Genomic DNA, 26,536 nt, shown 5'->3' on the forward strand with positions numbered 1-26,536 from the left:
CGACCGAGCAGCCGCGAGGTACGTCGCGCGGATGCTGCGCGGGTCCGTCAGGAGCCGAGGTGCTGGGCAGCCGTCGTGGCCAGCCAGAGGGTGAGCCCGACGAAGGCGACGACGATGACGGCGGCGAGGGCCAGGCCGAGGAGGCCTCGGCCGGTCCGCCACCACGGGGTCTGGTCGCCGGGGGTCACGCGTCAAGCCTACGAGGCGCGCGTCGGTCGATGTTCACCCGGCGGGGCTAGCATGCGGCGATGACCCTCTCGTCGGATCGCGCGACCTCGCCGCACGCGACGGCCCGTCACGACGTCGAGGTCACCGGGGGAGTGGTCCGCGGCGTGTTGCGGCGCGGGCTGCGGATGTGGCGCGGCATCCCCTATGCCGCACCGCCGGTGGGGGAGCGACGGTTCCGCGCGCCGGCGCCGGTGGAGCCGTGGCACCACGTCCGCGACGCGTCGGAGTTCGGCGCCATCCCCATCCAGTCGCGCAACGGGGCGTTCGTGGGAGCCGCCCGAGACGCGGACATGTCGGAGGACTGTCTCACGGTCAACGTGATCCGCCCCGACACCGAGGAGACCGGGCTGCCGGTGATGGTCTTCATCCACGGCGGCGCCTACATGGTGGGGTCGTCGGCGGAGCATCGGCGCAACGGGGAGGCGCTCGTCCGCGAGGGCGGTGTCGTCTACGTGAGCTTCAACTACCGGCTCGGCGCGTTCGGCTACCTCGACCTCACGCGCTACTCCACGCACGAGCGTCCGATCGAGTCGAACCTGGGCCTCCGCGACCAGGTGGCGGCGCTCGAGTGGGTGCGTGACAACGTCCGGGCCTTCGGCGGTGATCCCTCGCGTGTCACCGTGTTCGGGGAGTCGGCGGGCGGCAACGCGGTCACCACGCTCATGGCCGTCCCCGCGGCGCACGGGCTGTTCGCCCGCGCGATCGCCCAGTCATCGCCGGCCAACGCGATCTACCCGCCCGACGTCACGGCCGTGTGGGCGCAGGAGTTCGTCGCGATCCTCAGCGATCTCGGTGGCGGCCGGGAGGTCGAGGCGACCTCCGACGACTCCGGCGGCGCCGTGCTGACGGCGGCCTCGGCCGAAGAGCTCGCCGAGGCCACCGTGACCCTGACGCTGCAGACCCCGGATGCGCACCCCGGCACGATCGCGCTGTCGCCGGTCATCGACGGGGAGCTGCTGCCGGAGCGTCCGCTCGACGCGTTCAAGGAGGGGCGGGCGGCGCCCGTGCCGCTCATCATCGGCACGATGGATCGGGAGGGGGCGCTGTTCACGGGGCGGCTCGACATCCTCGCGACGACACCATCCCGCATCCGCGCCATCTTCGCCAATACGAAGAAGAAGGCACGCAAGGCGATCAAGGCCGAGTACCCGGGGCTCCCCGCGCGGCGCCCCGCGGCCGACTTCGGCGGCGACTACGCGTTCTGGTTCCCGAGCGTGAAGGTGGCGGAGCGGCACTCGCAGTTCCAGCCGACGTACTTCTACCGCTTCGACCTCGCGCCCCGCCTGGTGCGCTGGATGGGCTTCGACGCGACCCACGGGCTCGACCTGTTCGCCGTCTTCGACCGCATCGACCGCCCGTTCGGCCGGCTCATGACCGCGCTCGGCGGACGCCGCGCCTTCCACACCACGAGCAGGCGGATGCGGTCACGCTGGCTGACCTTCGCCCACGGCGAGCTCTTCGACGAGGCCGACTGGCCCCGCTACGAGACCGAGGCGCGCCGCACCCTCATCATCGACGTGGAGGACCGCATCGAGGCCGACCCCCGTGCCACCCGCCGCCACGCCTGGCGCCTCTTCGTCCCCCACGTCTGATCCCGCGCGGCGCTGCTGCTGCGCGCGTGCGGCGCAGTGCCACCACTGTGTCGAGCGGCGGGAAGGCGCCCTCTCGCGGCTCCGGGCGGGGCCGCTGCTCGCCGTTGGGCGATAGGCCGCGGGCCATCCTTCCTCGAACGGCGAGAACACGCCCTTCGGGAGCCCCGCGAAGGGCAGTTTGTCGCTGTTGGAAGGTAGTTCGGGCCGTCCTTGCTCGAACGGCGAGAACACGCCCTTCCGCGGCCCGGCGAGGGGCCGCTTCTCGCCGTTCGGCGTGACTCGAGACCGCACCCGTCGTCGAACGGCGAGAACACGGCGCTCCGCGGCTCAGCGAAGGGCCGATTCTCGCCAATCGACGGGAGGGCGGGCGCGGCGGGCGCCGCGGGCGCGGACGGGGGGCGGGGCTACGAGAAGGCGCGACCGAGGGCGCGGCCGAGGTGGCGCGCCTCGTCATCGACGAGGGTGGTGAAGCCCAGGCGGCGGGCCTCGGCGGCGCGGATGCGCGCGGAGGCGACAGGGCGCACCTCGCCCGCGAGGCTGATCTCGCCGTACGCGGCGAGCGCGTGCGCGAGCGGGCGGTCTTGCGCCGCGGAGGCCAGCGCCAGCGCGATGGCGAGGTCGGCGGCGGGCTCGACGAGCTTCACCCCACCGACCGTGGAGACGTAGACGTCCTTGTCGCTCAGCGTCAGCCGCGCGCGCCGCTCCAGCACGGCGAGGATCATGGCCACGCGCGAGGAGTCGACGCCGTTCGTCACCCGCCGGGGGTTGGGCGACGGCGTCGCGACCACGAGCGCCTGCACCTCGACGGGCAGCGCGCGGCGCCCCTCGAGCGCGACCGTGACGCACGTGCCGCTCACCGCATCGGACCCCCGCGAGAGGAAGAGGCCCGACGGGTCGGGCACCTCGCGGATGCCGTCGCCCGTCATCTCGAAGCAGCCGACCTCGTCGGTGGGCCCGAACCGGTTCTTGAGCGCACGGACGAAGCGCAGCGACGTCTGGCGGTCACCCTCGAACTGGCAGACCACGTCGACCAGGTGCTCGAGCAGCCGTGGGCCCGCGATCGAGCCGTCTTTCGTGACGTGACCCACGAGCAGCACGGGCAGCGACCGCTGCTTGGCGATGCGGATGAGCGACGACGCGACCTCGCGCACCTGGGTGGGGCTGCCCGCCGCGCTGTCGAGCGACGAGGACGACACCGTCTGCACGGAGTCGACGATGAGCAGATGCGGCTGCACCGCGTCGATCTGCCCAGCACGGTGCCGAGGTCGGTCTCGGCCGCGAGCATGAGCGTGGGGGAGAGGGAGTGCGTGCGCTCGGCCCGCAGCTTGACCTGGGACGCAGACTCCTCGGCCGACACGTAGAGCACCCGCAGGTGCTCGGACGCGGCCTTGGCCGCGACCTCGAGGAGCAGCGTGGACTTGCCCACCCCCGGCTCGCCGGAGAGCAGGATGGCGGCACCGGGCACGAGCCCGCCACCGAGCACGCGGTCGAACTCGCCGATGCCGGTGGCCCAGTGCGACGCGGAGTCGGAGTCGATCTCGGTGATGGGACGGGCGATGCGCGCCTCGTCGACGACGACGGGCTTGACCGTGCGCAGGATGCCCTCCTGCTCGGACACCGCGACCACGGTGCCCCAGCTCTGGCACTCGGCGCAGCGGCCCACCCACTTGGCCGCCTGCCATCCGCACTCGGTGCAGCGGAAGGCGCTCGTGGTGCGTGCGGATGCTCTGGTCGCCATGCCTCACACCCTAGGGGCGTCCGCCGACATCGTGATCCGGCCCCGCCGTCGTGGGGACAGCGGGGCCGGGAAGCAGGGAAGTGCGGGAGTGGACGGGGTCAGTTCTCCGACTGAGCGGACTCCTGCGAGGCCGCTCGTGCAGCCTTGCCCTGGGCGGCGACCGCGGCGGCGCGCTCGGCGAGGCGGTGACGGACGTCGGCCTGCGACTCCTCGACGAAGGCGGGATCGAGCGGGGCCGAGGGGAAGCGCGGGTCGCCGTGGTACTTCTCGATGTAGGCGTCGAGCGCGGGGCCCGACTCCCACGACGCGATGAGGCAGTAGCGGGGCGTGGAGCCCTGGTGCCAGACGGCGTGCCAGAAGCGCTGGGTGTCGACGATGACCTGGCGCCCCGCGGGGAGCGAGATCCGCACCTCGGTCTCGGGGTCGAAGCGGTCCTCGCGGAGGATCAGGTACGAGTCCGGGTCGTCGGAGAGGTTGAAGAACGCGCGGACGATCCAGCCGGTGCCGTCGGGGTTGAGGCGGTTGTTGTCGTCCTGGTGCAGGTTGTAGAGCGCGGTGGGATAGGTGTCGGCCTTGAGCTCGATCACGCGGCAGCGGCCGATGTTCGTTCCGGGCTCCTCGGCGCGGGCGCGCAGCACGGGTGCCTTCGCGGCGTTGGCCTCGACCCAGACGCCGTCCTTGTCGGTGCGCGGGGGCGTGTGGTTCCAGAACCCGTCGCACTCCATCTCGCCGAACGCGCTCGTGAGCGGGGCGAAGCGGGTGTCTCCGGAGGACTTCCAGTCGACGTACTCCAGGTCGAGCCACTCCTGCGGATCGGCGGCCTGGTCGTGGTCGTCGAGGACGACGTAGCCCGTCTCGTCGAGGGCCTTCGAGGTGATGTAGCTCATCGTGGGGACGATGCCCTTTCAGCTGGGGAGCGCTCTGTGCTGAGGTCAGGCTAACACCTTGAATACAAGCGCCTCAGGGCCCGGGCGGTGTTCCCCGACATCCGGTCGACACACGGGGCGGCGTAGAATGGAACGTCTGGCGATGGCGGCAGGAGAACCAAGAACGAACGACCGATTGGAGGCGACCGTGTCCGACGACGTCCGCGGCGTGAACCCCCCTCTTCTCGAGTCCCTGGCGCAGACCGCGCCTCCGGTGGTGACGAGGTCCGACCTGCTCCTCTCCAAGGGAGAGCTGACACTCGATGTGGCGCGCACGACGCCCCGCGAGTCGATGGTCGCCGACCTGCTGGCGGTGGCCGATGCGCTCGACTCGGCGAGCATCCCCTACCTCCTCATCCGAGGCAACGACGAACGACCCGTCCTCGCGGTGCAGGCGAAGTCGCGGAAGGCGACGCGGCGCGCGCTGACCGCGGCGTTCGCCGACGAGCCCTTCTACGCGAAGGCGCCGGGCGAGCACGCGCGTCTGGTCGCCGACGGCGACGCGTTCGCGGGCAAGGCCCGCGTCCTCCGGCTCTACCGCCCGCGCCTCGATCGCACGGGCCACCTCCGCTATGGTGCCGGGGGCGCGGTGCAGCTCGAATTCTGGCGCGTATCGAACAACACGATCTTCACGCCGGTCGAGAACTCGCTCACGCGCACCACCATTCCCCGCGACGAGATCGTCGAGTCGACCGTCGAGCTCTACGGCCGCACCTGGCGCACGATCGACGGCATGTTCCAGCCGCTGGCGTCGGATGTCGACTTCGACGTCGACATGGTCTTCTCCTGGGTCGACGGCACCGACATCGAGTTCCAGCGGGCCCGCGCGAAGCGCATGGCGAACTACGTCGTGGGCGACGGCGACGACTCCGAGGCGCGCTACCGCCAGATCGACGAGCTGAAGTACGCGCTGCGGAGCGTGTGGATGTACGCCCCCTGGGTGCGTCGCATCTTCATCGCGACCGACTCGCCGGCACCCGCCTGGCTCGCCGACGACCCGCGGGTCACGATCGTGCGCAGCGAGGAGTTCTTCCGCAACCCCGACGACCTGCCCACGCACAACTCGCACGCCGTCGAGGCGCAGCTGCACCGCATCCCGGGCCTGGCCGAGCACTTCCTCTACAGCAACGACGACATGTTCTTCGGTCGCCCGCTGAGCCCCGACGTGTTCTTCTCGCCCGGAGGCGTCACGAAGTTCGTCGAGGCCAGCACCCGGGTGGGCCTCGGCGGCAACGACCCGTCCCGCAGCGGCTTCGAGAACGCGGCGCGGGTGAACCGCACGCTGCTCCAGGAGCGCTTCGGCCGGATCACCACGCGGCACCTCGAGCACAGCGCCGCGCCGCTGCGGAAGAGCGTGATGTTCGAGCTGGAGGACGAGTTCGCCGAGGCGTTCGCCCGCACCACCGCCAGTCCGTTCCGCTCCGCGACCGACATCTCGGTCACCAACTCCTTCTACCACTACTACGCGCTCATGACGGGCCGCGCGGTGGTGCAGACGCAGGCGAGGGTGCTCTACATCGAGACCACCCTGCGCTCGGCGCTGAAGGCCATGCGCCGTCTGCTCAAGCGTCGCGACATCGACATGTTCTGCCTGAACGACGGCTCGAAGCCCGAGATCGGCGTCGAGGAGCGCACGACGGCGGTCATCGACTTCCTCGAGCGCTACTACCCCTTCCCCGCCCCGTGGGAGAAGGAGTCGCACGTCGAGGTCAGCGGCGGGTCGGAAGCAGGATCGGCATCGTCATCGGAGGCTCTGGCTCGACCCGTGGGCTGACCGCCTCGGCGATCCGGATGCCCTGGGCCGCGAGTCGACGCGCCGACTCCTCCGCCGTGATGTGGTCGAGCGCGGGGAACTGCCCGAGCGGCACCACGGAGTGCAGCACGGTGTGCTCGTAGACATGCACCAGGTTGAACCCCTGGGCGCCGTCGCGGCCCTTCGTGCCGCCGCTCTCGACGTTGAGGTCCTGCGTGTAGCAGGTGGCCGAGGCCACCGACACGGGGATGCCCGCGAATGTGGCCGTCGTCGAGTAGTGCAGGTGCCCGGCGATGATGGAGCGGACGTCGCTGCCCTCGACCACCTCGGCGAGTCCTCGCTGGTCGCGCAGCTCGACCGAGACGGCGAGGTCGAGCACGCTGGGCACGGGCGGATGGTGCATCGCCAGGATGGTGCCGTGCGGTGCCGGGATGGCCAGTTCCTCGGCGAGCCAGTCGAGCTGCTCGCCCGACACCTCGCCGTGGTGGTGGCCGGGCACGGTGGAGTCGAGGGTGATCACACGGAGACCGTGGACGTCGTAGACGCGGTCGACCGGCTTGTCGGTGGGGACCTCTCCGAAGAGACCCGCGCGGAAGGCGCGGCGCTCGTCGTGGTTGCCCATCACCCAGATGACCTCGGCGCCGAGGCGGCGGGCGGCCGGCTCGACGATGGCCCGCAGACGGTCGTAGGCGTCGGGCTCGCCGCGATCGGCGAGGTCGCCCGTGAAGACGATCGCCTCCGGTCGGCCGCCCGAGGCCTCGAGCTCGTCGAACAGCTGCTCGAGGTAGCCGGTGCTGTCGACACGGTCGTACAGCTTGCCGCGTCGGGCGAGCAGGTGCGTGTCGCTGATGTGGAGCAGGAAGTGGTTCGGCCTCGGGTACTCGGCCGTGCGCATGGTCACTGATGTCCCGTTTCGGGTCGGTTCGTCGTGTCGGTGGTGCGTACTGCTTCACTCGACCCAATCACGAAAAGGTGAACGGCAGGCGACAGACGTCCGCGAGTCGGGCCAACGGACGATGCTGCCCGATGCGCGGCCCTCCCGTCGACCCCGCTTGCGGGGGTCAGTCGCGGGAGCGCCCGCGGGGTGCCTGACGGATGCGCTCACCGAGCACCGACACGATGGTCGCGGTGGCGACGCCGACGATCACGATGCCTCCGGCCATCAGCATCACGGCCAGGATGCGGCCCAGGGCGGTGACCGGGTAGTAGTCGCCGTATCCGACGGTGGCGATGGTGACGCAGGCCCACCACAGGGAGTCGCCGAACGTCTCGATGTTCGACCCGGGTGCGCCCCGCTCGGCGGCGAGCACGCCGAGCGAGATCGAGTACACGAAGAGCACCGCGAAGAGTGCGGCATAGCTCACGACCCGCCCCCGGACGGCTGATCCCGACCTGCCTCGCAGGGCGGGGATCCGATGGAGGTAGGCCAGGAGGAGCAGCGGCCGGAAGACGGGGATGACGACGGCGAGCAGCTCGATCGGTGTCTCGCGGACGAACCTCGCCTTGTGCGGGGCGATCAGGAAGCGCACGAGGTACTCGACGACGAAGATCGCCCACGTCGCGGCGATGAAGACCCCGAGCGCCGTCCGCTCCGCGTCGGAGAGGGTCGGATCGAGCACCTGCACGCTGTAGGCGACGATGAAGGCGAGCGAGAGCGCGAGGAGCAGGCTGCGGGTGGCGCGCACCCAGCCGCTCTCGTGCGGAGGATGGGGCGCGTGCTGATCGTCTGGACTGCGCTCCGTCATGTCGGCACCACGATCCCACGGGTCGGCGGAGGCAGACGGTAGGTTGGTCGCGTGTCAGACTCGGGGGCAGAGGCCAGACGCGTCGCGGTGGCGCGCGATGAGAGCCTGCCCGACGTCGACTGGGCCGATCCGCCGGCGGGCACGGTCGTCTCCATGGTCGTCGCTCCGAGCGGTCGTCTCGCGACGTGGTCGCTCGGCGATCCCGCGCATCCGCGGGTGCTGCTGGTCGCTGGGGCCACGGGGTCGAAGGAGGACTTCCACTTCCTCATGCCCGAGCTCGCTGCGTCGGGCTTCTTCGTGCAGAGCTACGACCTGGCGGGCAACTTCCAGTCGGCGGGGGCCGGGCCCTGGAACCTCGACCCCGCCGAGGAGCACTACACGCTGAGGCTCTTCGTCGACGACATGATCGTGTTCCTCGAGGGCGGCTCCGCGCCCGCCCACCTGCTGGGGTACTCGTTCGCCGGCGTCGTGGCCGCGATGGTCGCGGTCGAGAGGCCCGATCTGGTCGCGAGCCTGACGTTCCTCGGCACCCCGCCCGATTCCGGGCAGAGCTTCGCCGGGGTCAAGCGGCTCGGCCCCTTCGCCCGTCTCGCCTCGCCCGGGGCGGCCGCGGCCCTGATGCGGTGGGGCGTCGAGGCCAACGTGCTGCACGTCAAGCCGGGCCGGCTGGCGTTCGTGCGCGATCGCTTCCGCTTCACCAGGCGGGATGCGCACCGCGACATCATGCGGATCATGATGGACGCACCCGACGTCGAGGACCGCCTGCGCGCTCTGAGCATCCCCAAGGCCGTGGCCGTCGGGGAGCACGATCTCTGGCCGATCGAGCGGCACGCCCGCTTCGCCGAGTCGATCGGCGCCAGCATCAGCGTCTACCGCACGGGCCACAGCCCCTGCGAGGACGCCCCGTACGAGCTGGCCCTCGACATGCTCGCGCTGTTCGTCAAGGCGGATCCGGCTGCGCCTCCGGTGTGAGTCCGACCCCGCGCTAGGGTGGGATCACACGTGACACGGGGTGCCCTCCGGGGCTGAGAACACACCCGTCGAACCTGATCTAGTTCGTACTAGCGAAGGGATGTCGCTCTTGACGCGCACGCCTGAAGACCTGCTCGATCTCACCTGCTCCGCGCTGGAGGAGGTCCGCGCACGCACGCCGCTCGTGCAGTGCATCACCAACAGCGTGGTGGTGAACGTCACCGCCAACTCGCTGCTCGCGCTGGGAGCCTCGGCCGCGATGGTCGACATCCCGGGCGAGGCCGGACCGTTCGCCACGGTCGCCTCCGGTCTCCTCGTCAACCTCGGCACCCCGACCGCCGAGCAGCGCGACGCGATGCTCGAGGCGGTCGCCGCCGCGGGCGAGGCGGGCACGCCGTGGGTGCTCGACCCGGTGGCGGTCGGATCCCTGCCGGTGCGGACGGCGCTCGCGGCGACGCTGTGCGACCTCGGGCCCACCGTCATCCGGGGGAACGCGTCGGAGATCATCGCGGTGGCGGGCGCCGGGGCCGGCGGACGCGGGGTCGACGCGTCCGACGGAGTGGAGGCCGCGCTGCCCGTGGCGCGATCGCTGGCCGAGCGCACCGGGGCAGTGGTCGCGGTCTCCGGGCCCGTCGACGTCGTCACCGACGGGCGGGATGTCCTCCGCATCGCGAACGGCGATCCGCTGCTCACCCGGATCACGGGTGGCGGATGCGCCCTCGGCGCGGTGATGGCGGCCTTCGCGGCTGTCGACGACGACCGCTTCGCCACCACGGTCGCCGCGATCACCGTCTACACGGTCGCGGCCGAGCTGGCGGCGGCCCGCGCCTCCGGGCCGGGCAGCTTCGGCGTCGAGATGCTCGACGCGCTCGCGGCCGTCGACGCCGACGAGATCCGTCGCAGAGCGGTGCTGTCGTGAACGCCGATCTGTCGATCTACCTGGTGACCGACTCCCGCCTGGCCGCGGCCGCGGGGCACGACCTCGTCGACCTCGTCGCTGCTGCGGCCGACGCTGACGCCGGCGTGACGGCGGTGCAGGTGAGGGAGAAGGATGCGTCAGCACTCGAGTTCCTCTCCACCGTCGTCCGCCTCGCGGACCGTCTGCCCGAGAGGGTGGCCCTGCTGGTGAACGACCGCGTCGACGTCTTCCTCGCCGCCCGTGCGGCGGGGGCACGCCTGGCCGGCGTGCACGTCGGTCAGGCGGACCTGCCCGTCGAGGCGGTCCGCGAGCTGATCGGGCCCGATGCGATCCTGGGGCTCAGCGCCTCCACGGTCGGGCAGCTCCGCGCCGCGGCCGAGCATCCCTCGCGCGTCGATTACGTCGGCATCGGGGCGCTGCATCCGACGACGACGAAGACGGATGCGCCTGCCGCACTCGGTCACGACGAGTTCGCCCGGCTCGTGGCGGCCAGCGCGCTGCCGGCCGTGGGCATCGGCGGGGTCGCGGAGGCGGACCTGCCGAGGATGCGCGCCGCGGGCGCGGCCGGGGCCGCGGTGGTGTCGGCGATCTGCTCGGCGCCGGATCCCGCCGACGCCGCCCGGCGACTCCGTGCGGCGTGGGGAGCGGAGTCGTGACCGCGCGGGCGCCGGGGGTGCGGGGGGTGCCGCGGGTGCCGCGGGTGCTCAGCATCGCGGGCACGGATCCCACCGGTGGGGCGGGCATCCAGGCCGACCTCAAGAGCATCGCCGCGAACGGCGGCTACGGGATGGCGGTCGTCACCGCCCTCGTCGCGCAGAACACCCACGGTGTCCGCTCCGTGCACGTCCCGTCGACGGCGTTCCTCGCCGAGCAGCTCGACGCCGTCTCCGACGACGTGCAGATCGACGCCGTGAAGATCGGGATGCTCGGCACGACCGAGGTCGTGGAGACCGTGCGCGCCTGGCTCGAGCGTGTGCGGCCGGCGGTGGTGGTGCTCGACCCCGTCATGGTCGCGACCAGCGGCGACCGTCTCCTCGACGACACCGCCGAGCAGGCGCTCCGCGATCTCCTGTCACGCGCCGACGTGGTGACCCCGAACATCCCCGAGCTCGCGATCCTGGCCGGGGAGGACGTCGCCGAGGAGTGGCCCGGCGTCCTCGCCCAGGCCGTGCGCGTCTCCGAGCGTCACGGTGTGATCGTGCTCGCGAAGGGCGGGCACCTCGCCGGCGACGAGGTTCCCGACGCCCTCGTCGACGCACGGGACGGCACCGCGACCGTCGCCGAGTTCGCCGGCGCCCGCATCCACGCCACCAATACGCACGGGACCGGATGCTCGCTCTCCTCCGCGATCGCCACCCGCTATGTCCGCTCGAAGGATTGGGGCGTCGCGGTGGCGGAGTCGAAGCGGTGGCTCGCCGAGAGCATCCGCGAGGGGGCCGACCTCGACGTCGGCTCCGGACGCGGACCGGTCAGCCACTTCGCCGGCCTGTGGGCCCGGGGCGGGTTCGACACCCGTCCCCTGCCGACCGAGGTCCAGGCCGAGTGGTGGGAGCACATCCGCGGGATCCGGGAGGGCATCGACGACCTGCCGTTCGTCCGCGCCCTCGGCGACGGCGGTCTCGACCGGGGCGCCTTCGTCTGGTATCTCGCGCAGGACGCGATCTACCTCCGCGAGTACTCCCGCGTGCTCGCGGTCGCCAGCAGCCTCGCACCCACGACGGCGGAGCAGGCGTTCTGGGCTCAGTCAGCGCACGGGGCGGTCGCCGCCGAGCTGCAGCTGCACGAGAGCTGGGTCAGCGAGGACGACCTCCGCGACGCGCACCCGAGCGAGACGACGACCGCGTACCTCGACCACCTGCATGCGGTCGCCTCCCGGGGCGACTACGCGGTGCTCATCGCGGCGGTGCTGCCGTGCTTCTGGCTCTATCACGACGTCGGGACGCGACTGCATCCGCTCTCGCATGCCGAGCATCCGTACCGGTCGTGGCTCGACACCTATGCCGACACGGCGTTCGAGGTGTCGACCCGTCGCGCGATCGAGCTCGCGATGGCGGCCGCCGCAGGGCAGGGCGCGGAGCGGCGGGAGGCCATGCGGGAGGCCTTCCGGCGGTCGGCGGAGCTCGAGCACGCCTTTTTCGCGGCGCCTCTCGAGCGGAGCCTCGGCGTCGGCGCGCAGGGCTGACGCATCGGGCACGGCGCGCCGCGGGCACGCGCGCGGGGCTGACGCGGCAGGCCCACCGCGCCGCGGGCGCGCGCCGGGCTAGGGCGCTGGGCGCGGCGCGCCGTCGGCGTGTGGCGCCAGGGGCGTGGCGCCAGGCTAAGGCGTGCGGCGGGCGCGGCGCCGTCGCGACCACCGCTGCCACGGCCACTGCCCCCGGGCGTTGACCGCCATCGTCCGGAAGCCCCAGCCGAGTCGCCGCCCCAGCCCGCTCGCCGTGTGGAACGGGCGGCCGGAGATCGGCATCACCAGGGTGCGGTCGTAGCGGACGGTCATGTCGGGCGTGAGGTGGTACGCGATGTCGAGGTCGTCGTGCACCCGCCGCTCGTCGCGATGCACGGTGTCGCGGATGCGCAGCCACGCCTCGCGGGTCAGCGCCAGGTTCGACCCGAAGAGGGGCGCGTGCCCGAGGAAGAGGGTGAGCCAGAAGCGGTACCCGCCGAGGTAGAGGTGCTCGCCGGCCCAGGCCCCGGCGCGGGAGACCTCGTAGAAGCGGCCCGGTCCGGTCAGCGCGGTGGGCGCATCCGGTGCCTCGAACGCCGCCCCCACGCGCGCCAGCCAGTCGACGGGCGGGATGGAGTCGGCGTCGATGCGGGCGAGCACGTCGCCGGTCGCGGCGTCGAAGCCCGCGGCGGTGGCTCGCAGGATGCCCTGGATCGGCTCGTCGACCACCCGCGCACCGTGCGCGCGGGCCACCTCGGCGGTGTCGTCGCTCGAGCCGTTGTCGACCACCACGATCTCGTCGGGGAGGCGTGTCTGCCGTGCCAGGGCGTCGAGCGCGGCGGCGAGATAGGGCGCATCGTCGCGGCACGGGATGACGACCGTGATCGCGACACCCATGACGTCAGGATAGCGGCGCACCCTCTCGGGCTCGCCGATTGGCGTCCGTTGCGACGCTCGCGTACACTCGACCCCGGTACCGTGTCCGAGCGGCCGAAGGAGCATGTCTCGAAAACATGTGTGGGGGTGACTCCACCGTGGGTTCAAATCCCACCGGTACCGCCAGAGCAAGACCCTCGGAAGCCCAGTGCTTCCGGGGGTCTTCTGCATTCGGGGGGATGCGGCCGTGTCTCCCCGGTGAGTTCGACGACATCCGATCGTCCAGCCCCGAAGGGATCAGAGCAATGACTGAAGCACAGCAGACCCCCGCCCCGACCGGCCGGTGGAAGCGCCCGGTCTACCTCCTCGTCGTCCTGGGCGCGCTCGTGGTGGTGGTGATCGCCTGGTTCTTCACCCCGACGGTGCGACTGGCCGCTGACGACGCACCGGACGGGTACAGGACCCTCACCTGCGCCAACGCCGGACCGTCGCGATTCGGGGCGCCCACCGTGAACCCGGGACAGGAGGTCTCCGGGGATCCGAACATGCTGACGTTCAACACTCAGGTCCTGAAGAACGACATCGAGTCGCTCCGGGTCGACCTGGCGTGCGATCAGGCCCGCGACGGGCACACGAACACGCTGATCGTGACGACCTTCGCCGCGGGCACGGCGATCTTCCTCGGCTACGTCGGGCTCTGGCGCCGACGCGACGGCGTGATCACCGGGCGGCGGGGCGCCGGCGAGGTCCGGTCGAGCGCCGCGTGAACGACGAGCAGGGTGACGGCCCGCGCCGCCCGCCGAGGTGGCTGCCCACCCGTCACCGCAGGAGCGCGGTCATCCAGATGATCGTCTGGGCAGTCGTCGCCGGAGCGGCGGGGCTGAGCACCGTCACGAGCCTCCGCGACGGCGAGCCCGTCGAGTGGTTGCGCTGGGTCGCCATCGCCCTGCCCCTGGCGCTGAGTCTCTGGCACGCGGTCGCCGCGATCTACTACACCCGCCGCCCCAACGCCCAGACCTGATGGCAGGTCTCAGCTCGCCCGAACCGGAGGTCGATGCGCTCCGGCGCGGGCGATAGGGAAAGCGGTCGCGGTGGCCTAAGCTCGAGGCGGGAAGGTGAGGGAATGTTGTCTTTCGCAGTGCGCGCGGTCGTGATTCTCGGCGTGCTCGCCGCGTTCGTGCTGGCCCCGTCATCGACGCCCGCAGTGATTGCGTCGACTGTGACTGCGCCGGCGACAGCGGTGGACCCCGCGATGGCATCCGGCCAGGCGGTCGAGCCTGCCCTCGCCGCGGAGCCCGGCTTCGCGGCGGAGTCGCCCGCTCTCGGTGCGCTGGCTCCGGGTGCCGTCGTCGCTGCGGGTGACGTCGCGGGCTGTGGCACCGCCTGCACGGGTGTCCCGTCCAGCTCGCGTGAGTTGGCGCAGTGGCTGCTCACCGCCCGTGATCAGGGACGATTCCAGGTCGACTCCACGATCGACGAGATCTGGGCGAACGAGATCGTGCCCATCGCCAACGGCACGGTCGATCCGCGCTGCGACATCGATCCCCGGGTCCTGCAGACCCTCGTGGTCTCGGTCAAGGCGTTCGGCACGGCGAAGATCAACGACCTCAACCGGTGGTGCGCCAACGACGGAGAGTACAACTGCACGGGCGAGTTCCACCCGCCGAGCCCCTGGCACTGTCGCATTCCCGCGGTCGCCGTCGACTTCGGACGCGTCGGCACGCAGCGCACGAACGGCTGGGGTGACGGCAGCAACCAGCTGCTCGCACTGATGAACCAGTTCATGCCCGCGAACACGCACCTCGGTCAACAGGGATGCTACGGGCGGCCGTCGATGAGATCCCTCGGGTATGACAACCTCACGAACGAGTTCGCCGACGCGTGCAACCACCTCCACGTCGACATCGGCCAGTCTTCGGGCGGGCTCCGGGTGACGTCTGCGGCCGGGCTCCCGATCGGGGTGCAGGACTCGGTGCAGGCCACCGCAGGCGGGGTGAAGGTGGCCGGCTGGGCCGTCGATCTCGATACCGCCTCCTCGATCGCGGTCGATGTGACCGTCAACGGCGTCGTCAAGGCGTCCACGACGGCCAGCGGTGATCGCCCCGACATCGCTGCGCTGTTCCCCGGCATCGGTAACAAGCACGGCTACAGCACCTTCGCACCTGCGGCACCGGGCGTGAACCGCGTGTGCACCCTGGCGGTCGACTCGGGCGGCGGTGGTCGAACAGAGATCGGATGTTCGACGGTGACCGTGTTGACGGGATCGCCCCTTGGAGGATTCGACAGCGCGGTCCGGTCGGGCAGCGGTGGCGACATCAAGGTGACCGGTTGGGCTTTCGATCCCGATTCGACTTCGCCGATCGATGTCGTGTTCACGGTGAACGGCGCGTCCGCGGGGAGTGCCAAGGCGCAGAACCAGCGCGACGATGTCGCGGCCCTCTACCCTGGGTACGGCGGGCGAGCAGGTTTCGACACCACCATCCGTGGCGTCCAAGGGGCGAACCGTGTGTGCGCCTACGGAACGGATATGCCCTCCGGCAGTAGAGGGCCCGAAATAGGCTGCTTCTCTCTTCCTGCCTCGAGCGACGCTGTGGGAAGCCTGGATTCCGCTACGGCCAGCCCGCTGACCGCACGATTCGTGGGTTGGGCCGTTGATGCCGATCAACCCACCACGGCACTCGTGATCCGGGTGTACCAGGGCGGCACGTCCACAACCGGATCCCTCGCGGGCACCTTCGTGGCCGATGCGAGTCGCACTGACGTCGCCGGCGCGTATCCAGGTTTCGGAGACCGGCACGGGTTCGACTTCTCGGTGGCGGCCGGTCCTGGAACCACCCAGTTCTGCCTCTACGCGGTCAACGTCGGTGGCGGCAAGGATGCGTCACTCGGCTGCCGCGACCTGACCGTTCCCACGGCCTCGCCGATCGGGAGCCTCGATGTCGTCAACCTCAACGGAACGGTCTCCGTGAAGGGCTGGTCGATCGATCCGGACAGCACGGCCCCGACCGAGGTGCACGTCTACGTCAACGGCGCGGGATACGGGGCATACAAGGCCGACGCGTCTCGTCCCGACGTCGGTAACGCGTATCCCGGATACGGCGCGAAACACGGGTTCGACATCTCCGGGATCCGTGTGCCGATCGGAACCAGCGACATCTGCGTGTTCGGTATCGATGTGGTGGGCGGAGACGCGAACACTCTCTTCGCGTGCAGGTCCGTCTCGAACGCCTCCGGCTCCCCGGTCGGGGTCGTCGATCTCGTCAGCCCCGGGTTCGGCACGATCACGGTGACGGGCTGGGCGCTCGATCCTGACACGCCGAATCCGATCGACATCCATGTGTACATCGACGGCACCTGGCGCGGGTCGTACTCCGCGGCAGGCAATCGCCCCGACATCGCTGCGGCCTTCCCCGGCTACGGTGCGAAACACGGCTTCTCCATCCCCGTGAGTGCTGACCCCGGAGACCACCAGGTCTGCGTCTTCGCGATTCAGGTACGTGAGGGTGGCAACCCGCTGCTGCGGTGCGATCAAGTGCGCGTGCCGGGTGGCGATCCCTTCGGATCGGTCGATTCGATCACGGTGTCGAACGGCTCGATCACCGTCGCGGGATGGGCGATCGATCCGGATGTCGCTTCCGCTATCCCCGTCCACGTCTATGTGAACGGGGTCGGCACAGCGATCACGGCGAATCAGTCCCGTCCTGACGTCGCGGCGGTGTATCCGCTCTACGGCCCGAAGCATGGCTACTCCACGACGGTGAAGGCGGCGAAGGGGTCGAACCTGGTCTGCATCTTCGCGATAAACCAAGGGTCCGGAAGCGTCAATCCCGTGCTGCAGTGCGCAACCGTCACCGTCTGAGCCGCGACCATCGAACAGGAGTGACCATGACCATCCGAGACCTCATCCCGCGCCGTAACGCGGGCCGCGCTCTCGCGGCGACCGCCGCCATCGCTGTCGCCGCCCTTCTGCTCAGCTCGTGCGCGGGGGGATCAGGCGGTGTCCCGGTCGGTTCGGCCACAGCTACGGCCACGTCGAGTCCCGAGGCTGAACCGACGCCGACCTCCACACCGGCTCCGACCGCTGAGCCCACCCCGGGAACGCAGGATCCGGACGCCGACATCACGGCAGCCTGCGACACGCTGAACACCGGGTACGACCAAGGCCGCGACGGCTGGCTCGCCGCCCGCACGCAGGCAGCGGCCCTGACCGCGCAGGCGGCCGCGGGTGGCGAACGCTACGCAGAGGCGGACAGCACGATGCAGGCGTTCGCGGCGACCACCTACCCGGGCGCGTCCTCGACTGCAGACGAGGTGAACGCCTACCTCGACTCGTACCTCACGGTCGTGTCGATGTGCGCTGACTTCGGCGTCACGCTGAAGACCGAGTGACGCGGGCGTCCTTCTCGACCTCGACGGCCCCCGGCACCTCCTAGGAGGAGCTCGGGGGCCGTCGTCGTCCGCTTACGCGGTCCCCGGCCGCGCGTGCAGCGTTGCGCCATAAGCGATTATCGATTATTGTCGGATCCGGCGTCACGGAGGTCGTGCGCGGGAGAGGATCAATGATGATCGGCAGGCGAACAATGATCGCGGTCGGCACCCTCGCGGTGGTCGGCCTGGGGCTGGGCGGTTGCGCCGCCTCGTCGGGGGACGGGGACGCCGGCGGGAAGCAGACCGTGAGTCTGCTCGTGAACGTGACGCCCAACCTCACGGAGGAGTGGTGGAACGAGCTGGTGAAGCCGTTCGAGGAGGCCAACCCCGACATCGACGTGCAGATCGTGAACCCGGGCGCCGAGGGTGTCGCGGCCGCGGTGCCGCGTCTGCTGGCGGCCGGACAGGCGCCCGACGTCGTCGAGTCGCTGCCGCCCTCGACCGAGCTCGCGCCCGAGCTCGTCGACCTGTCGCAGTACGACTGGGCCACGAAGGCTCCGCTGGCCGACCAGTACACGATCGACGGCAAGTACTACATGGCCGGCATCGGCCTCCAGGTGCAGAGCCTCTGGTTCTACAACAAGGATGCGTTCGCCGCGGCGGGCATCACGGAGACCCCCACCACGGTGGAGGAGCTCTCCGACGACCTCGCGAAGCTCAAGGACGCCGGGTGGACGGGCATCCAGACCGGTGGTGACTGGATGTCGAGCTACGCGCTGCAGACCGTCGCACTGCCGACCGTGGTGGCCGACAACGACGACTGGTACCAGCGCATGAGCGACGGCGACCTCACCTTCAGCCAGACCTACGGCGACTCGGTCAGCGAGTACGCGGACTGGATCGCGAAGGGCTACGTCAACGACGACGCCCTGGGCATCAAGTACGCCGACGCCGAGCAGAACTTCCTGGCGGGCAAGTCCGCGCTCTATCCGATGGGCAGCTGGTTCGTCGCGAGCGAGACTGCCGCGGCGTCGCCGGCGAACATCGGGGTCTTCCGGGCGCCCGCGTTCAAGGGCACCGACCAGCCTGCCATGGGCGCCAACATCGCGAGCCCGTACGTGATCATGAAGTCGTCGGAGCACCAGGATGCGGCGGCCAAGCTCGTGGAATGGCTGGTCACCGACAAGGACGCGATCCTCGATCAGCTGAAGGTCGACGGCAACTACCGCGCCGGGTACGAGTACGAGATGGGCGACCTCGGCACCGAGCTGCTGCAGATCGTCTCCGACACTCCGGATGACGCGTACACGCCCACCGGCCAGGGCTACGGCGAGCGCACGCTCCCGAGCGGATACTCGACCGAGATCAACGCCCAGACTCAGGCGCTCCTCGGCGGCACATCGGCCGCTGATGTGAACAAGGCGATGGACGACTGGTTCGCCGCGAACGCCCGCTGAGACCGCCATGCTGACCGATGACGTTGTGACCACCGCCCCCCGGGCGCGGGTCCACGATGCCCCCGCCCGCCGTCGCCCCAGCGTCCGCTGGGGCGACCGGGTGGCCGGCCTGGTGATGGCGGCCCCCGCGGTGATCGTGTTCATCGCCATGTTCATCATCCCGATGATCCTGGCGTTCGTCCTGAGCCTGACGGACTGGAACGGCTACAGTCTGCGGTTCGACTTCATCGGGTTCGAGAACTACCAGTTCGCCTTCCGCAACCCGCGCACGATCGACGCCGCGGTCTTCACCGCGATCGTCGCGGTGGCCGGCACGATCCTCTGCAACGGGATCGGGTTGGCACTGGCCGCGCTCATCTCGGGTGCGGGCCGGGCCAACACCGTGCTCCGCACGATCTTCTTCTACCCGTACATCATCAGCGCGCTGATCATCGGATTCCTGTGGTCGGCCCTGCTCGCACCCCACGGCGCCGTCAACGGGCTGCTCGGCGGGCTCGGCGTCGGTCCGGTCCCCTTCCTCACCGACCCGACCTTCGCCAAGGGGACCATCATCCTCACGATCGTGTGGGCCCACTTCGGCTTCAACATGATCCTCTACATCGCCGGGATCAAGTCGGTCCCGACGGAGTTCTACGAGGCCGCGACGGTCGACGGCGCCAGCAGGTGGCAGCAGTTCCGCAGCGTGACGGTGCCGATGATCGCTCCGGTCGTGACGGTGAACCTCGTCCTGACGCTGGTCGGGCTGCTGAAGGTCTACGACGTGGTCCTGGCGCTCACCGACGGCGGGCCCGCCGCCTCGACGCAGACCATCGTGTACCAGATCCTCAAGGATTCGTTCGCCCAGTCGAAGCTGGGGCTCGGAGCGGCGCAGTCGGTGGTGCTGCTCATCATCACCGCCGCGATCGGACTCGCGGTGACGTTCGCCCGCAGGGGCGCGGAGCGGAAGGTGACCGACTGATGACGACACCGCTGCAGGACACCCCCAACCTCGGTGCCGAGGCGCTCCTCACCGAGACACCGGCGACGGCGACGGGCGGGCCCGAGAGGCGCACGGCGTCCCGGGGCACCGGGCGCCGCTCCCCGATCGGCGCGATCGTACGGTGGATCGCGCTCGGAGCGACCGCCCTGGTCATGCTCGTGCCGCTCTACGTCCTCGTCATCAGCGCCTTCAAGTCGCAGGAGGAGATAGTCCAGAACCCGCTGGCCATCTCGCCGACCACCTTCACCCTCCAGTACCTCGGCGAGGCGATCACGAGCAGCAAGTTCAACGTGATCGCCGCCTACGGCGTCACGCTGCTCTTCGTCGTGCTGGTGAACCTGTTCTGCATCCTGCTCTCGGCGCCGGTGGCCTACGTCATCGCTCGCGGGCGCAAGAAGTGGCACATGGGGCTGCTCCTGCTCTTCGTCTCGGGGCTGTTCATCCCCGGTCAGGTGACGCTGATCCCGGTGGTGTTCGTGCTGCGGGTGCTGGGCCTCATCAACACCATCCCCGGGTTCGTCCTGTTCGAGACGGCGGCGACCCTGCCGGTGACGATCTTCCTGTTCAGCGCCTATCTCCGCACCGTGCCCCGCGACATCGACGAGGCGGCCGCGCTCGACGGCGCAGGGCGCATCCGGACGTTCTGGTCGTGCATCTTCCCGATCATGCGCCCGGTGGTCGCGACCGTGGTGGTGCTCAACTCGATCGGGGTCTGGAACGACTTCGTCAGCCCGCAGATCATCCTCGGCACGAGCTCGGGCATCTACACGGTGACCACCGGGGTGTACGCGGCGGTCGGGGAGTTCTCCACCGACTACACCGTCGTCTTCCCGACGCTGCTGCTGGCGATCACGCCCATCATCGTGTTCTTCATCATCATGCAGCGGCACATCATCGGCGGCCTCGTCGCCGGGGCGACGAAGGGGTGACCATGGCACGCGTCACGATCCCGGGGCTCCCGCTCGACACCGTGCCCGCGTGGGCGGTGCTGCAGCGCAGGCTGTTCGCCGACATCGAGGAGGCCTGGCGGCTCTTCTCGCGGAGGTACACCCGCGACGACGGGGGCATCCTCTTCCCCGCCGCCTTCACCGACCGCGACGGCGTCGACGACCTCTACGAGCCGTTCTTCAACTGGCCGGCGTTCTACCTGCTCGGCGGCAGCGACGACGTGCTCGCCGCGGCCAAGCGGCACTGGGAGGGCGTGACCGCCCAGCTCGAAGCGGCCGGGATGCTCACGGACGAGTACGAGAACGGATACGACTGGTTCCACCAGGGCGAGTCGCTGCTGTTCTTCTACGGGCTCTGCGCGGCGGATCCGGCGGATGAGGCCTTCGCCCATCGCGCTCGGCGCTTCGCGGAGCTGTACACCGATCCCGCACGGGGGAACTGGGACCCGGTGCATCGCATCATCCGCGCTCCGCACAACGGCGCGCTGGGGCCCCGTCCGGGCCTCAACGACACGATCGAGCCCTACCCCGCCGCGCCCGTCGAGATGGAGCGGTACGGCCTGCCGCTCGAGGGTGTGCCGGGCATCGCGACGTGGGCCGACGTGCTCGAGCCGGCGAACGCCCTCGCCATGGCGGAGGCCATGCAGAGCGCGGCCGAGGGAGACGTCGTGGTGAACCTCGCCGCGACCAGCCTGGTCACCAACCGCTGGCTCTACGACGGCGACCCCGCCGCGGCGGGCTGGATCACCGAGTACGTCTCGGCCTGGATGGAGCGCGCCCGGGCGAACGGGGGACTGGTGCCCGACAGCGTCGCCCCCGACGGCACGGTCGGTGGGCTCCACGGCGGTCGCTGGTACGGCGGACACTACGGTTGGACCTGGCCCCACGGCCTGCCCTCGGTGGGGATGGCGACGATCGTCTCCGGGCTCAACGCCGCCCTCGTCACGGGCGACGACCGGTACCTCGACCTGGGGCGTCGCGTCCTCGACGAGGTGCTCGGCCAGGCGGTCGTCGCGCCGGTCGCCGAGACCCCCTACAGCCTGAAGGGCGGATGGCTGGCCCGGCTGGGGGCCGATGCTGCGCAGCCGTCGCTTCTCGTGCCGCACCGCTTCGGGACCGCCGGGTGGTTCGACTTCGCGCCGATGCCGCTCGAACTGCCGACGTGGCTGTGGTGGTGGTCGCGGAGCGACGCCGACCGCGCACGCCTGCAGCGGGTGCGCGACGGACTGCCCCCGACGACCGAGCCGGTGAAGGCCTTCCGAGACAAGGCGGAGGCGGGGCACGAGGCGCCGTGGCTCGACTTCCTCGACGGACGCCTGCCGGACTACCCCGAGCGCGCCCTGGAGATGGCGCTCGGTCAGGTGGCCCGGAGGGTCGCCCTCATCCTGGCCGACGACAGTGACCCCGCGACGGTGCACCTGCACTTCTGGCAGAGGGTGAACCCGGTCGTGACGGAGATCCTGACCCAGCTCGTGTCCGGTGCACCCCAGGTGCTGTACAACGGCGGGCTGCCGTTCGCGGCCGTCGACTACGAGGATGCGGACCGCGGACGCCCCGGGTTGCCACCTGACGTCGCCGGGCTCGTCACCTCGGTGGAGCGCGACCGCGTCGTCGTGGAGCTGGTGAACACGTCGCCGCTGCACGCCCGACGCGTCGTGGTGCGCCCCTCTCGTACGCGCGGGGATGCGCTCGTCGGCGTGCGGTTCGAGACCGAGCCCGGGGTCGTCTACCCGGGTGCGAGCACCGCCTACGCGGCCACGAGAGCCGCACGCGAGACCGAGAGCGCCGCCGTCGACTCGGACGGCGTGGAGGTCGACCTCCGGCCGGCCCACCGAGCACGCGTCGAGCTCCTCGTCGCCCCCTCGTCGTCGCGCCCGCGTCACCGCGGGACGGTCACGCCGGCCGACCAGAACGATCCGATCGACCCCGTCGAGAACATGAAGGAACGAGCATGACTGACACCACGGGTGCGCTCCCGCACCCCGACTTCGCCCTCCCCGTCCGCGGAGGCGCCTACCGACGGCCGGATGCGGACACCCTCGCGGGATTCGACACGATCACGTCCGCCACGGCGTGTGCCAAGCTGCACGGGATGGGCATCACCCGGTCGTGGGTCGACGGCCCGGTGCCGCTGAACCCCGGCCAGCGGGTGGTCGGCTCGGCGATCACGCTGCAGTTCATGCCTCAGCGCGAGGACCTCGCCTCGGGCCTCGGGCAGGAGTACGTGGAGCGGCACACTGCGCTGTGGGCGGTGCTCGAGCAGGTGCAGCCCGGCGACGTCCTCGTCATCCAGGCGTACGGCAGCCGCTTCTCGGGCTGCATCGGCGACATCCTGGCGCGCTACTTCCTGCGCAAGGGCGGGGCGGGGATCGTGGTCGACGGCCGCATCCGCGATGCCGCCCGCATCCGTCAGCTCGGGCTTCCGGTCTGGTCGACCGGGACCACGCCGCACTACGCGTCGCAGACCGAGCTCTTCCCGTGGGCCTACGACGTGCCGGTCGCCGTGGGCGGTGCCCTGTGCATGCCCGGCGACGTCGTGATCGCCGACGACGACGGTCCGGTGATCGTGCCTCAGGCCATGTCGAACGACGTGATCGACGCGGCCCGCGACCACGAGGAGTGGGAGACGTTCAGCCGTCGGCGCCTCGATGAGGGCGCCCGGCTGGGCGACTACTACCCGCTCACCCCGGACACCCGAGAGGAGTTCGAGGCGTGGCGTTCCGCGCAGGCGTTCGCCCTCTGAGCGCGGTCCCCGGGGCGTCGGCGAGCGTCGGCCTCGGTTGTGCACCCATCGGCAACCTCTACCGCGAGGTGGAGGAGGGAGCGGCCGAGGGGACCGTCGTCGCGGCGCTCGACCGCGGCATCCGGTTCTTCGACACCGCCCCGCACTACGGGGCCGGGGTCAGCGAGCGCCGGCTCGGGAGCGCGCTGCGCGGCGTCGACCGCGACTCGGTGTCGATCGCGACCAAGGTGGGGCGCGTGATCGTCGACCGCGACGGCGAGCCCGTCCCGATCGGCTCGACCGGGATGGGCACCGAGGGCGATCTGAGCGCCGACGGCGTGCTGCGGAGCGTGGAGGGCAGCCTCATCCGGCTGGGCACCGACCGCATCGACCTGCTGCACCTGCACGACCCTGTCGACATCGACGAAGCGCTCCGCGGTGCCGTTCCCGCGCTCGTGCGGCTGCGCGAGGAGGGGGTGGTCCGCGCGATCGGCGCCGGGATGGTGTGGGCCGAGCCGCTCACCCGGCTCGTGCGCGAGGCCGATCTCGACGTGGTGATGATCGCCGGCCGCACCACCCTGCTCGACCGCACCGCCGAGGACAAACTGCTCCCCGCGGCGCTCGAGCGGGGCGTGGGGGTCATCGCGGCGGGGGTCTACAACTCCGGGATCCTGGCCGATCCCGAGCGCAGCCCGTTCTTCGACTACCGTGAGGCGAGTCCCGAGCTGCGAGAGCGGGCGCTGCGGATGCGCGACGCCTGCACCGACTACGGCGTGATGCTCAGTGAGGCGGCTGCTCGATACCCGCTCCGGCTGCCCGCGGTCGAGGCGGTGGTGATCGGGGCCCGGACGCCCGCCGAGGTGGCGGCCTTCCCCGACACGGCGACCGACCCCCTCCCGGAGGAGCTGTGGGCCATCCTCGAGCATCTGTGAGCCCGCTCACCCGTGAGGAAGGGCGCCCGGTCGCGTCGCCGTCGGGCGCGGTCGACGCCCACGTGCACCTCTGGGACCTGGAGCGCATGCACCTCTCGTGGTTCCGCCAGGGACTCGGGCTGCCCTCCGTCGTCGCCCCGGGCCAACTCGAGGCCGCCGCGACCCACGCGGAGACGCCCGTGGGGAGCGTCCGGTCGGCGATCGCCGTGCAGGCGGGGGACACCGCGGGGGAGCTCGCCTGGTTGACGGCACTCCGGCATCCGCTGCTCGCCGGCGTGGTCCGCCAGTACGACCCTGCCGAGGCGAGCAGTCCGGCCGATGCGCGTCTCGCTTCTCGCGCCAGCGGTCTGCTGCGGGGAGCGCGCGTCGCCGTGCCGTCTCGTCGCGCCGACCTCACGGATGTGCCGGGGCTCGACGAGCTGAGCGAACGCAGCGCCGCCGAGGGTGACGTCGTCGAGTTCCTCGTCCGCCCCGAGCAACTGCCGGCGGTCGCGGCGCTCGCGGCACGCCATCCCGGAACCTCGTACGTCGTCTGCCACCTCGGGCTCGGGGCGGCGGATCCGGATGCGGCGTGGGCGGAGAGTCTCCGGCTCGTCGCCGCCCGATCGAACGTCCACGGCAAGGTGTCGGGCCTGGTCGTACGTCCGACGGGGCGGACGGGCGATGACGGGCCGGACGCCGCGCACGCGCGACTGCGGCACTGTCTGGCCGTGGCGGTCGACGCCTTCGGCGGTCATCGCCTGCTGTTCGGCAGCGATTGGCCGATGTCGGCCCGCGTGGCGCCCTACGACCGGATCGTCGACCGTCTCGCGCGCGCCCTCCCCGCGCTGGACGACGTGGATACGGCCGCGCTCTGGGGCGGGACCGCGCGCGAGCTCTACCGGCTCTGATCCTCGTCGCCCTCCAGCAGGGTGCCGGAGGCGTGGGCGCGGAAGAGATCGGACGCCGCCTGCGCGTCGTCGCCGTCGAGGCGGTCGAGCAGGCTCCTGTGCCACTCCGCGACCTCGTGCCAGTCGCCGGCGAAGCTGGGGTCGCCGAGCACGTGCATCGACCGCAGGCTCGGCTCGAGGATGTCCCACATCCTGGGCAGGTAGCTGTTGCCGCCGGCCTCGACGACGCTGCGGTGGAAGGTGAAGTCGAGCTCACGGAACGCGTCGAGATCGCCGGCCTCGGCGGCGCCGTGCATCTGCTCGATGAGGTCCGACAGCCTCGCGCGGGCCTCGGCGGAGAGGTTGCCGCACGCCAGACGCCCGGCGATCGCCTCGAGCTCCGCTCTGGCGGCCTTGGCCTGCGCGAACTCCTCCTCCGAGTAGCTCGCCACGAAGTTTCCGAGGTGCCGCACGTGCGAGACCAGGCCCTCGTGCGACAGCTGCTTGAGCGCCTCACGCACGGGCGCCTGACTCACCTGCATCCGCTTCGCCAGCTGCGACTCGACCAGTTGCTCACCCGGAGGCAGCGTGCCGTCCTTGATCATCGACTTCATCAGCTCGTAGATCTGGTCCGACAGGAGGCCGCGCTTGAGCCCTGCCAGCGAGGTGAACGGATCGGTCATGCGCGTGCCCTCCCAGGAGCGGCGTCGAAGGCGGCCAGCCACGCATCCGCGATGATGCGCGACCCCGCGGGCGTCGGGTGCACGCCGTCGGGAGCGATGGCCGCCGCGCCGTGCTCGGCGGCCGCCGCGGTCATCGTCTCGTGGAGCGAGATGAACATCGCGCCCGACTCGTCGGCGAGGCGTGCGATCGCCGCCCGTTTGGGGTCGAGGTCGGCCAGCCAGTCGCGCTGCTCGGCACGGGCGATCACGAGGTAGGGCTCGACGAGGAGCACGAGGGGGGAACTCCCGGGGCCTGACGCCAGCGTGTCGAGCATCCGCCGGCAGGTGGTCGCGAAGTCGTCGGCGCTCGTGGGGTCGTCGTCGTCGAAGCGGCGCCAGGTGTCGTTCACGCCGACGTAGAGGGTGACGACGTCGGCGCTCTCGGCGAGCACGTCGTCCGCCCATCGGCGTTCGAGGTCGACCGCGCGGTTGCCCGCGATCCCCCTGTTGATCACGACCGCGCCGTGGTCGCGGTGACGGAGCTCCTCGGCCACGAGCGACACATACCCGTCGCCGAGCGAGAGGTCGTCGCTGCGGTCGCGACCCGCGTCGGTGATCGAGTCGCCCGCGAAGACCAGGCGGTACGTCATCGGTCTCCTTCGTCGTGCGCCCACATCGGGGTCGTCTTCA

The 26,536-nt window shown here is 70.9% G+C and carries 24 protein-coding genes, 1 tRNA gene, 1 pseudogene and 1 riboswitch; of the genes and pseudogenes, 18 read left to right on the plus strand and 8 right to left on the minus strand.

What is annotated here, in order from left to right:
• Positions 1–47: 47 nt before the first annotated feature.
• Positions 48–188 carry a hypothetical protein gene (locus tag ACFJGV_RS16410; RefSeq protein ID WP_378145080.1) on the minus strand — a complete coding sequence of 47 codons (141 nt, stop codon included), beginning with the start codon at positions 186–188 and terminating at the stop codon, positions 48–50.
• 60 nt (positions 189–248) lie between these two features.
• On the opposite strand from ACFJGV_RS16410, the gene ACFJGV_RS16415 reads away from it, so the two are divergent.
• Positions 249–1,820, plus strand: coding sequence for a carboxylesterase/lipase family protein (locus ACFJGV_RS16415; protein WP_378145082.1), 1,572 nt, complete (start codon positions 249–251; stop codon positions 1,818–1,820).
• A 404-nt stretch (positions 1,821–2,224) separates the two neighbouring features.
• Here ACFJGV_RS16415 and radA read toward each other — a convergent pair.
• Together radA and ACFJGV_RS16425 are read right to left on the minus strand one after the other, a co-directional pair.
• A pseudogene (radA, locus tag ACFJGV_RS16420) lies at positions 2,225–3,558 on the minus strand (DNA repair protein RadA).
• A 98-nt stretch (positions 3,559–3,656) separates the two neighbouring features.
• Entirely contained in the window at positions 3,657–4,445 is a 789-nt protein-coding gene (locus tag ACFJGV_RS16425) for a hypothetical protein (RefSeq protein ID WP_378145084.1), read from the minus strand.
• A gap of 142 nt (positions 4,446–4,587) precedes the next feature.
• On the opposite strand from ACFJGV_RS16425, the gene ACFJGV_RS16430 reads away from it, so the two are divergent.
• The gene (locus tag ACFJGV_RS16430; RefSeq protein ID WP_378145085.1) at positions 4,588–6,258 is read left to right on the plus strand and encodes a stealth conserved region 3 domain-containing protein; all 1,671 of its coding nucleotides are present in this window, start codon (positions 4,588–4,590) and stop codon (positions 6,256–6,258) included.
• Here ACFJGV_RS16430 and ACFJGV_RS16435 read toward each other — a convergent pair.
• Complete coding sequence (locus tag ACFJGV_RS16435; RefSeq protein ID WP_378148755.1) at positions 6,194–7,132, minus strand: phosphodiesterase; 939 nt, start codon at positions 7,130–7,132, stop codon at positions 6,194–6,196. The two genes, ACFJGV_RS16430 and ACFJGV_RS16435, sit on opposite strands and share 65 nt — an antisense overlap.
• A gap of 166 nt (positions 7,133–7,298) precedes the next feature.
• The gene (locus ACFJGV_RS16440; RefSeq protein ID WP_378145087.1) at positions 7,299–7,982 is read right to left on the minus strand and encodes a potassium channel family protein; all 684 of its coding nucleotides are present in this window, start codon (positions 7,980–7,982) and stop codon (positions 7,299–7,301) included.
• Between the two features lie 51 nt (positions 7,983–8,033).
• Here ACFJGV_RS16440 and ACFJGV_RS16445 point away from each other — a divergent pair, with 51 nt between their 5' ends.
• The 4 genes from ACFJGV_RS16445 (at position 8,034) to thiD (ending at position 12,055) form a co-directional block, all read left to right on the plus strand.
• Complete coding sequence (locus ACFJGV_RS16445) at positions 8,034–8,954, plus strand: alpha/beta fold hydrolase (RefSeq protein WP_378145089.1); 921 nt, start codon at positions 8,034–8,036, stop codon at positions 8,952–8,954.
• 26 nt (positions 8,955–8,980) lie between these two features.
• A riboswitch (TPP riboswitch) is annotated at positions 8,981–9,072 on the plus strand.
• Positions 9,055–9,873, plus strand: coding sequence for a hydroxyethylthiazole kinase (thiM, locus tag ACFJGV_RS16450; RefSeq protein WP_378145091.1), 819 nt, complete (start codon positions 9,055–9,057; stop codon positions 9,871–9,873). Its footprint overlaps the riboswitch before it by 18 nt.
• Complete coding sequence (thiE, locus tag ACFJGV_RS16455; RefSeq protein WP_378145092.1) at positions 9,870–10,529, plus strand: thiamine phosphate synthase; 660 nt, start codon at positions 9,870–9,872, stop codon at positions 10,527–10,529. Before thiM ends, thiE begins: the two co-directional genes overlap by 4 nt.
• On the plus strand, positions 10,526–12,055 hold the full coding sequence (thiD, locus tag ACFJGV_RS16460) for a bifunctional hydroxymethylpyrimidine kinase/phosphomethylpyrimidine kinase (protein ID WP_378145094.1): 1,530 nt from the start codon (positions 10,526–10,528) through the stop codon (positions 12,053–12,055). Before thiE ends, thiD begins: the two co-directional genes overlap by 4 nt.
• Before the next feature lie 135 nt (positions 12,056–12,190).
• Here the strand turns inward: thiD and ACFJGV_RS16465 are convergent, their stop codons facing one another.
• Positions 12,191–12,931, minus strand: coding sequence for a glycosyltransferase family A protein (locus ACFJGV_RS16465; RefSeq protein ID WP_378145096.1), 741 nt, complete (start codon positions 12,929–12,931; stop codon positions 12,191–12,193).
• A 75-nt stretch (positions 12,932–13,006) separates the two neighbouring features.
• Here ACFJGV_RS16465 and ACFJGV_RS16470 point away from each other — a divergent pair.
• The 12 genes from ACFJGV_RS16470 to ACFJGV_RS16525 all read left to right on the plus strand — a co-directional run bounded on the left by ACFJGV_RS16470 (position 13,007) and on the right by ACFJGV_RS16525 (position 25,205).
• Positions 13,007–13,096 (plus strand) — tRNA-Ser (locus tag ACFJGV_RS16470).
• A gap of 119 nt (positions 13,097–13,215) precedes the next feature.
• Entirely contained in the window at positions 13,216–13,677 is a 462-nt protein-coding gene (locus ACFJGV_RS16475; RefSeq protein WP_378145097.1) for a hypothetical protein, read from the plus strand.
• On the plus strand, positions 13,674–13,931 hold the full coding sequence (locus tag ACFJGV_RS16480) for a hypothetical protein (protein WP_378145099.1): 258 nt from the start codon (positions 13,674–13,676) through the stop codon (positions 13,929–13,931). The genes ACFJGV_RS16475 and ACFJGV_RS16480 overlap by 4 nt, the downstream gene beginning before the upstream one ends.
• Before the next feature lie 33 nt (positions 13,932–13,964).
• Positions 13,965–16,769, plus strand: a complete 2,805-nt coding sequence (locus ACFJGV_RS16485; protein ID WP_378145101.1) for a hypothetical protein — start codon at positions 13,965–13,967, stop codon at positions 16,767–16,769.
• A gap of 26 nt (positions 16,770–16,795) precedes the next feature.
• On the plus strand, positions 16,796–17,299 hold the full coding sequence (locus ACFJGV_RS16490) for a hypothetical protein (RefSeq protein WP_378145103.1): 504 nt from the start codon (positions 16,796–16,798) through the stop codon (positions 17,297–17,299).
• Between the two features lie 173 nt (positions 17,300–17,472).
• Positions 17,473–18,735: an ABC transporter substrate-binding protein gene (locus ACFJGV_RS16495; RefSeq protein WP_378145104.1), complete on the plus strand. Its 1,263-nt coding sequence runs from the start codon at positions 17,473–17,475 to the stop codon at positions 18,733–18,735.
• Between the two features lie 25 nt (positions 18,736–18,760).
• Positions 18,761–19,693 (plus strand): carbohydrate ABC transporter permease, encoded by a 933-nt coding sequence (locus tag ACFJGV_RS16500; RefSeq protein ID WP_378145106.1) that lies wholly within the window; start codon positions 18,761–18,763, stop codon positions 19,691–19,693.
• The gene (locus ACFJGV_RS16505; RefSeq protein ID WP_378145108.1) at positions 19,693–20,643 is read left to right on the plus strand and encodes a carbohydrate ABC transporter permease; all 951 of its coding nucleotides are present in this window, start codon (positions 19,693–19,695) and stop codon (positions 20,641–20,643) included. The genes ACFJGV_RS16500 and ACFJGV_RS16505 overlap by 1 nt, the downstream gene beginning before the upstream one ends.
• Before the next feature lie 2 nt (positions 20,644–20,645).
• On the plus strand, positions 20,646–22,616 hold the full coding sequence (locus ACFJGV_RS16510) for a hypothetical protein (RefSeq protein ID WP_378145109.1): 1,971 nt from the start codon (positions 20,646–20,648) through the stop codon (positions 22,614–22,616).
• Positions 22,613–23,404: a ribonuclease activity regulator RraA gene (locus tag ACFJGV_RS16515; protein WP_378145110.1), complete on the plus strand. Its 792-nt coding sequence runs from the start codon at positions 22,613–22,615 to the stop codon at positions 23,402–23,404. Before ACFJGV_RS16510 ends, ACFJGV_RS16515 begins: the two co-directional genes overlap by 4 nt.
• On the plus strand, positions 23,374–24,315 hold the full coding sequence (locus ACFJGV_RS16520; RefSeq protein WP_378145112.1) for an aldo/keto reductase: 942 nt from the start codon (positions 23,374–23,376) through the stop codon (positions 24,313–24,315). Before ACFJGV_RS16515 ends, ACFJGV_RS16520 begins: the two co-directional genes overlap by 31 nt.
• Positions 24,312–25,205: an amidohydrolase family protein gene (locus ACFJGV_RS16525; RefSeq protein WP_378145113.1), complete on the plus strand. Its 894-nt coding sequence runs from the start codon at positions 24,312–24,314 to the stop codon at positions 25,203–25,205. Before ACFJGV_RS16520 ends, ACFJGV_RS16525 begins: the two co-directional genes overlap by 4 nt.
• On the opposite strand, the gene ACFJGV_RS16530 is transcribed toward ACFJGV_RS16525, so the two are convergent.
• Together ACFJGV_RS16530 and ACFJGV_RS16535 are read right to left on the minus strand one after the other, a co-directional pair.
• The gene (locus tag ACFJGV_RS16530; protein ID WP_378145114.1) at positions 25,193–25,867 is read right to left on the minus strand and encodes a GntR family transcriptional regulator; all 675 of its coding nucleotides are present in this window, start codon (positions 25,865–25,867) and stop codon (positions 25,193–25,195) included. The two genes, ACFJGV_RS16525 and ACFJGV_RS16530, sit on opposite strands and share 13 nt — an antisense overlap.
• Positions 25,864–26,496: an SGNH/GDSL hydrolase family protein gene (locus tag ACFJGV_RS16535; protein WP_378145115.1), complete on the minus strand. Its 633-nt coding sequence runs from the start codon at positions 26,494–26,496 to the stop codon at positions 25,864–25,866. The genes ACFJGV_RS16530 and ACFJGV_RS16535 overlap by 4 nt, the downstream gene beginning before the upstream one ends.
• Positions 26,497–26,536: the final 40 nt, after the last annotated feature.

Origin of the sequence: Cnuibacter sp. UC19_7 (genome assembly GCF_042699995.1) — a bacterium.
Lineage (GTDB): Bacteria > Actinomycetota > Actinomycetes > Actinomycetales > Microbacteriaceae > Cnuibacter.

Bases quoted from the DNA above. Each gene is read 5' to 3' on its own strand.
- ACFJGV_RS16485 (WP_378145101.1), top strand. From the start codon at position 13,965: ATGCGCTCCGGCGCGGGCGATAGGGAAAGCGGTCGCGGTGGCCTAAGC.
- ACFJGV_RS16430 (WP_378145085.1), top strand. From the start codon at position 4,588: ATGGCGGCAGGAGAACCAAGAACGAACGACCGATTGGAGGCGACCGTG.
- ACFJGV_RS16515 (WP_378145110.1), top strand. From the start codon at position 22,613: ATGACTGACACCACGGGTGCGCTCCCGCACCCCGACTTCGCCCTCCCC.
- ACFJGV_RS16495 (WP_378145104.1), top strand. From the start codon at position 17,473: ATGATCGGCAGGCGAACAATGATCGCGGTCGGCACCCTCGCGGTGGTC.
- ACFJGV_RS16475 (WP_378145097.1), top strand. From the start codon at position 13,216: ATGACTGAAGCACAGCAGACCCCCGCCCCGACCGGCCGGTGGAAGCGC.
- thiM (WP_378145091.1), top strand. From the start codon at position 9,055: ATGTCGCTCTTGACGCGCACGCCTGAAGACCTGCTCGATCTCACCTGC.
- ACFJGV_RS16535 (WP_378145115.1), bottom strand. From the start codon at position 26,496: ATGACGTACCGCCTGGTCTTCGCGGGCGACTCGATCACCGACGCGGGT.
- ACFJGV_RS16510 (WP_378145109.1), top strand. From the start codon at position 20,646: ATGGCACGCGTCACGATCCCGGGGCTCCCGCTCGACACCGTGCCCGCG.
- ACFJGV_RS16440 (WP_378145087.1), bottom strand. From the start codon at position 7,982: ATGACGGAGCGCAGTCCAGACGATCAGCACGCGCCCCATCCTCCGCAC.
- ACFJGV_RS16415 (WP_378145082.1), top strand. From the start codon at position 249: ATGACCCTCTCGTCGGATCGCGCGACCTCGCCGCACGCGACGGCCCGT.
- ACFJGV_RS16490 (WP_378145103.1), top strand. From the start codon at position 16,796: ATGACCATCCGAGACCTCATCCCGCGCCGTAACGCGGGCCGCGCTCTC.
- ACFJGV_RS16530 (WP_378145114.1), bottom strand. From the start codon at position 25,867: ATGACCGATCCGTTCACCTCGCTGGCAGGGCTCAAGCGCGGCCTCCTG.
- ACFJGV_RS16435 (WP_378148755.1), bottom strand. From the start codon at position 7,132: ATGCGCACGGCCGAGTACCCGAGGCCGAACCACTTCCTGCTCCACATC.
- ACFJGV_RS16425 (WP_378145084.1), bottom strand. From the start codon at position 4,445: ATGAGCTACATCACCTCGAAGGCCCTCGACGAGACGGGCTACGTCGTC.
- ACFJGV_RS16465 (WP_378145096.1), bottom strand. From the start codon at position 12,931: ATGGGTGTCGCGATCACGGTCGTCATCCCGTGCCGCGACGATGCGCCC.
- ACFJGV_RS16505 (WP_378145108.1), top strand. From the start codon at position 19,693: ATGACGACACCGCTGCAGGACACCCCCAACCTCGGTGCCGAGGCGCTC.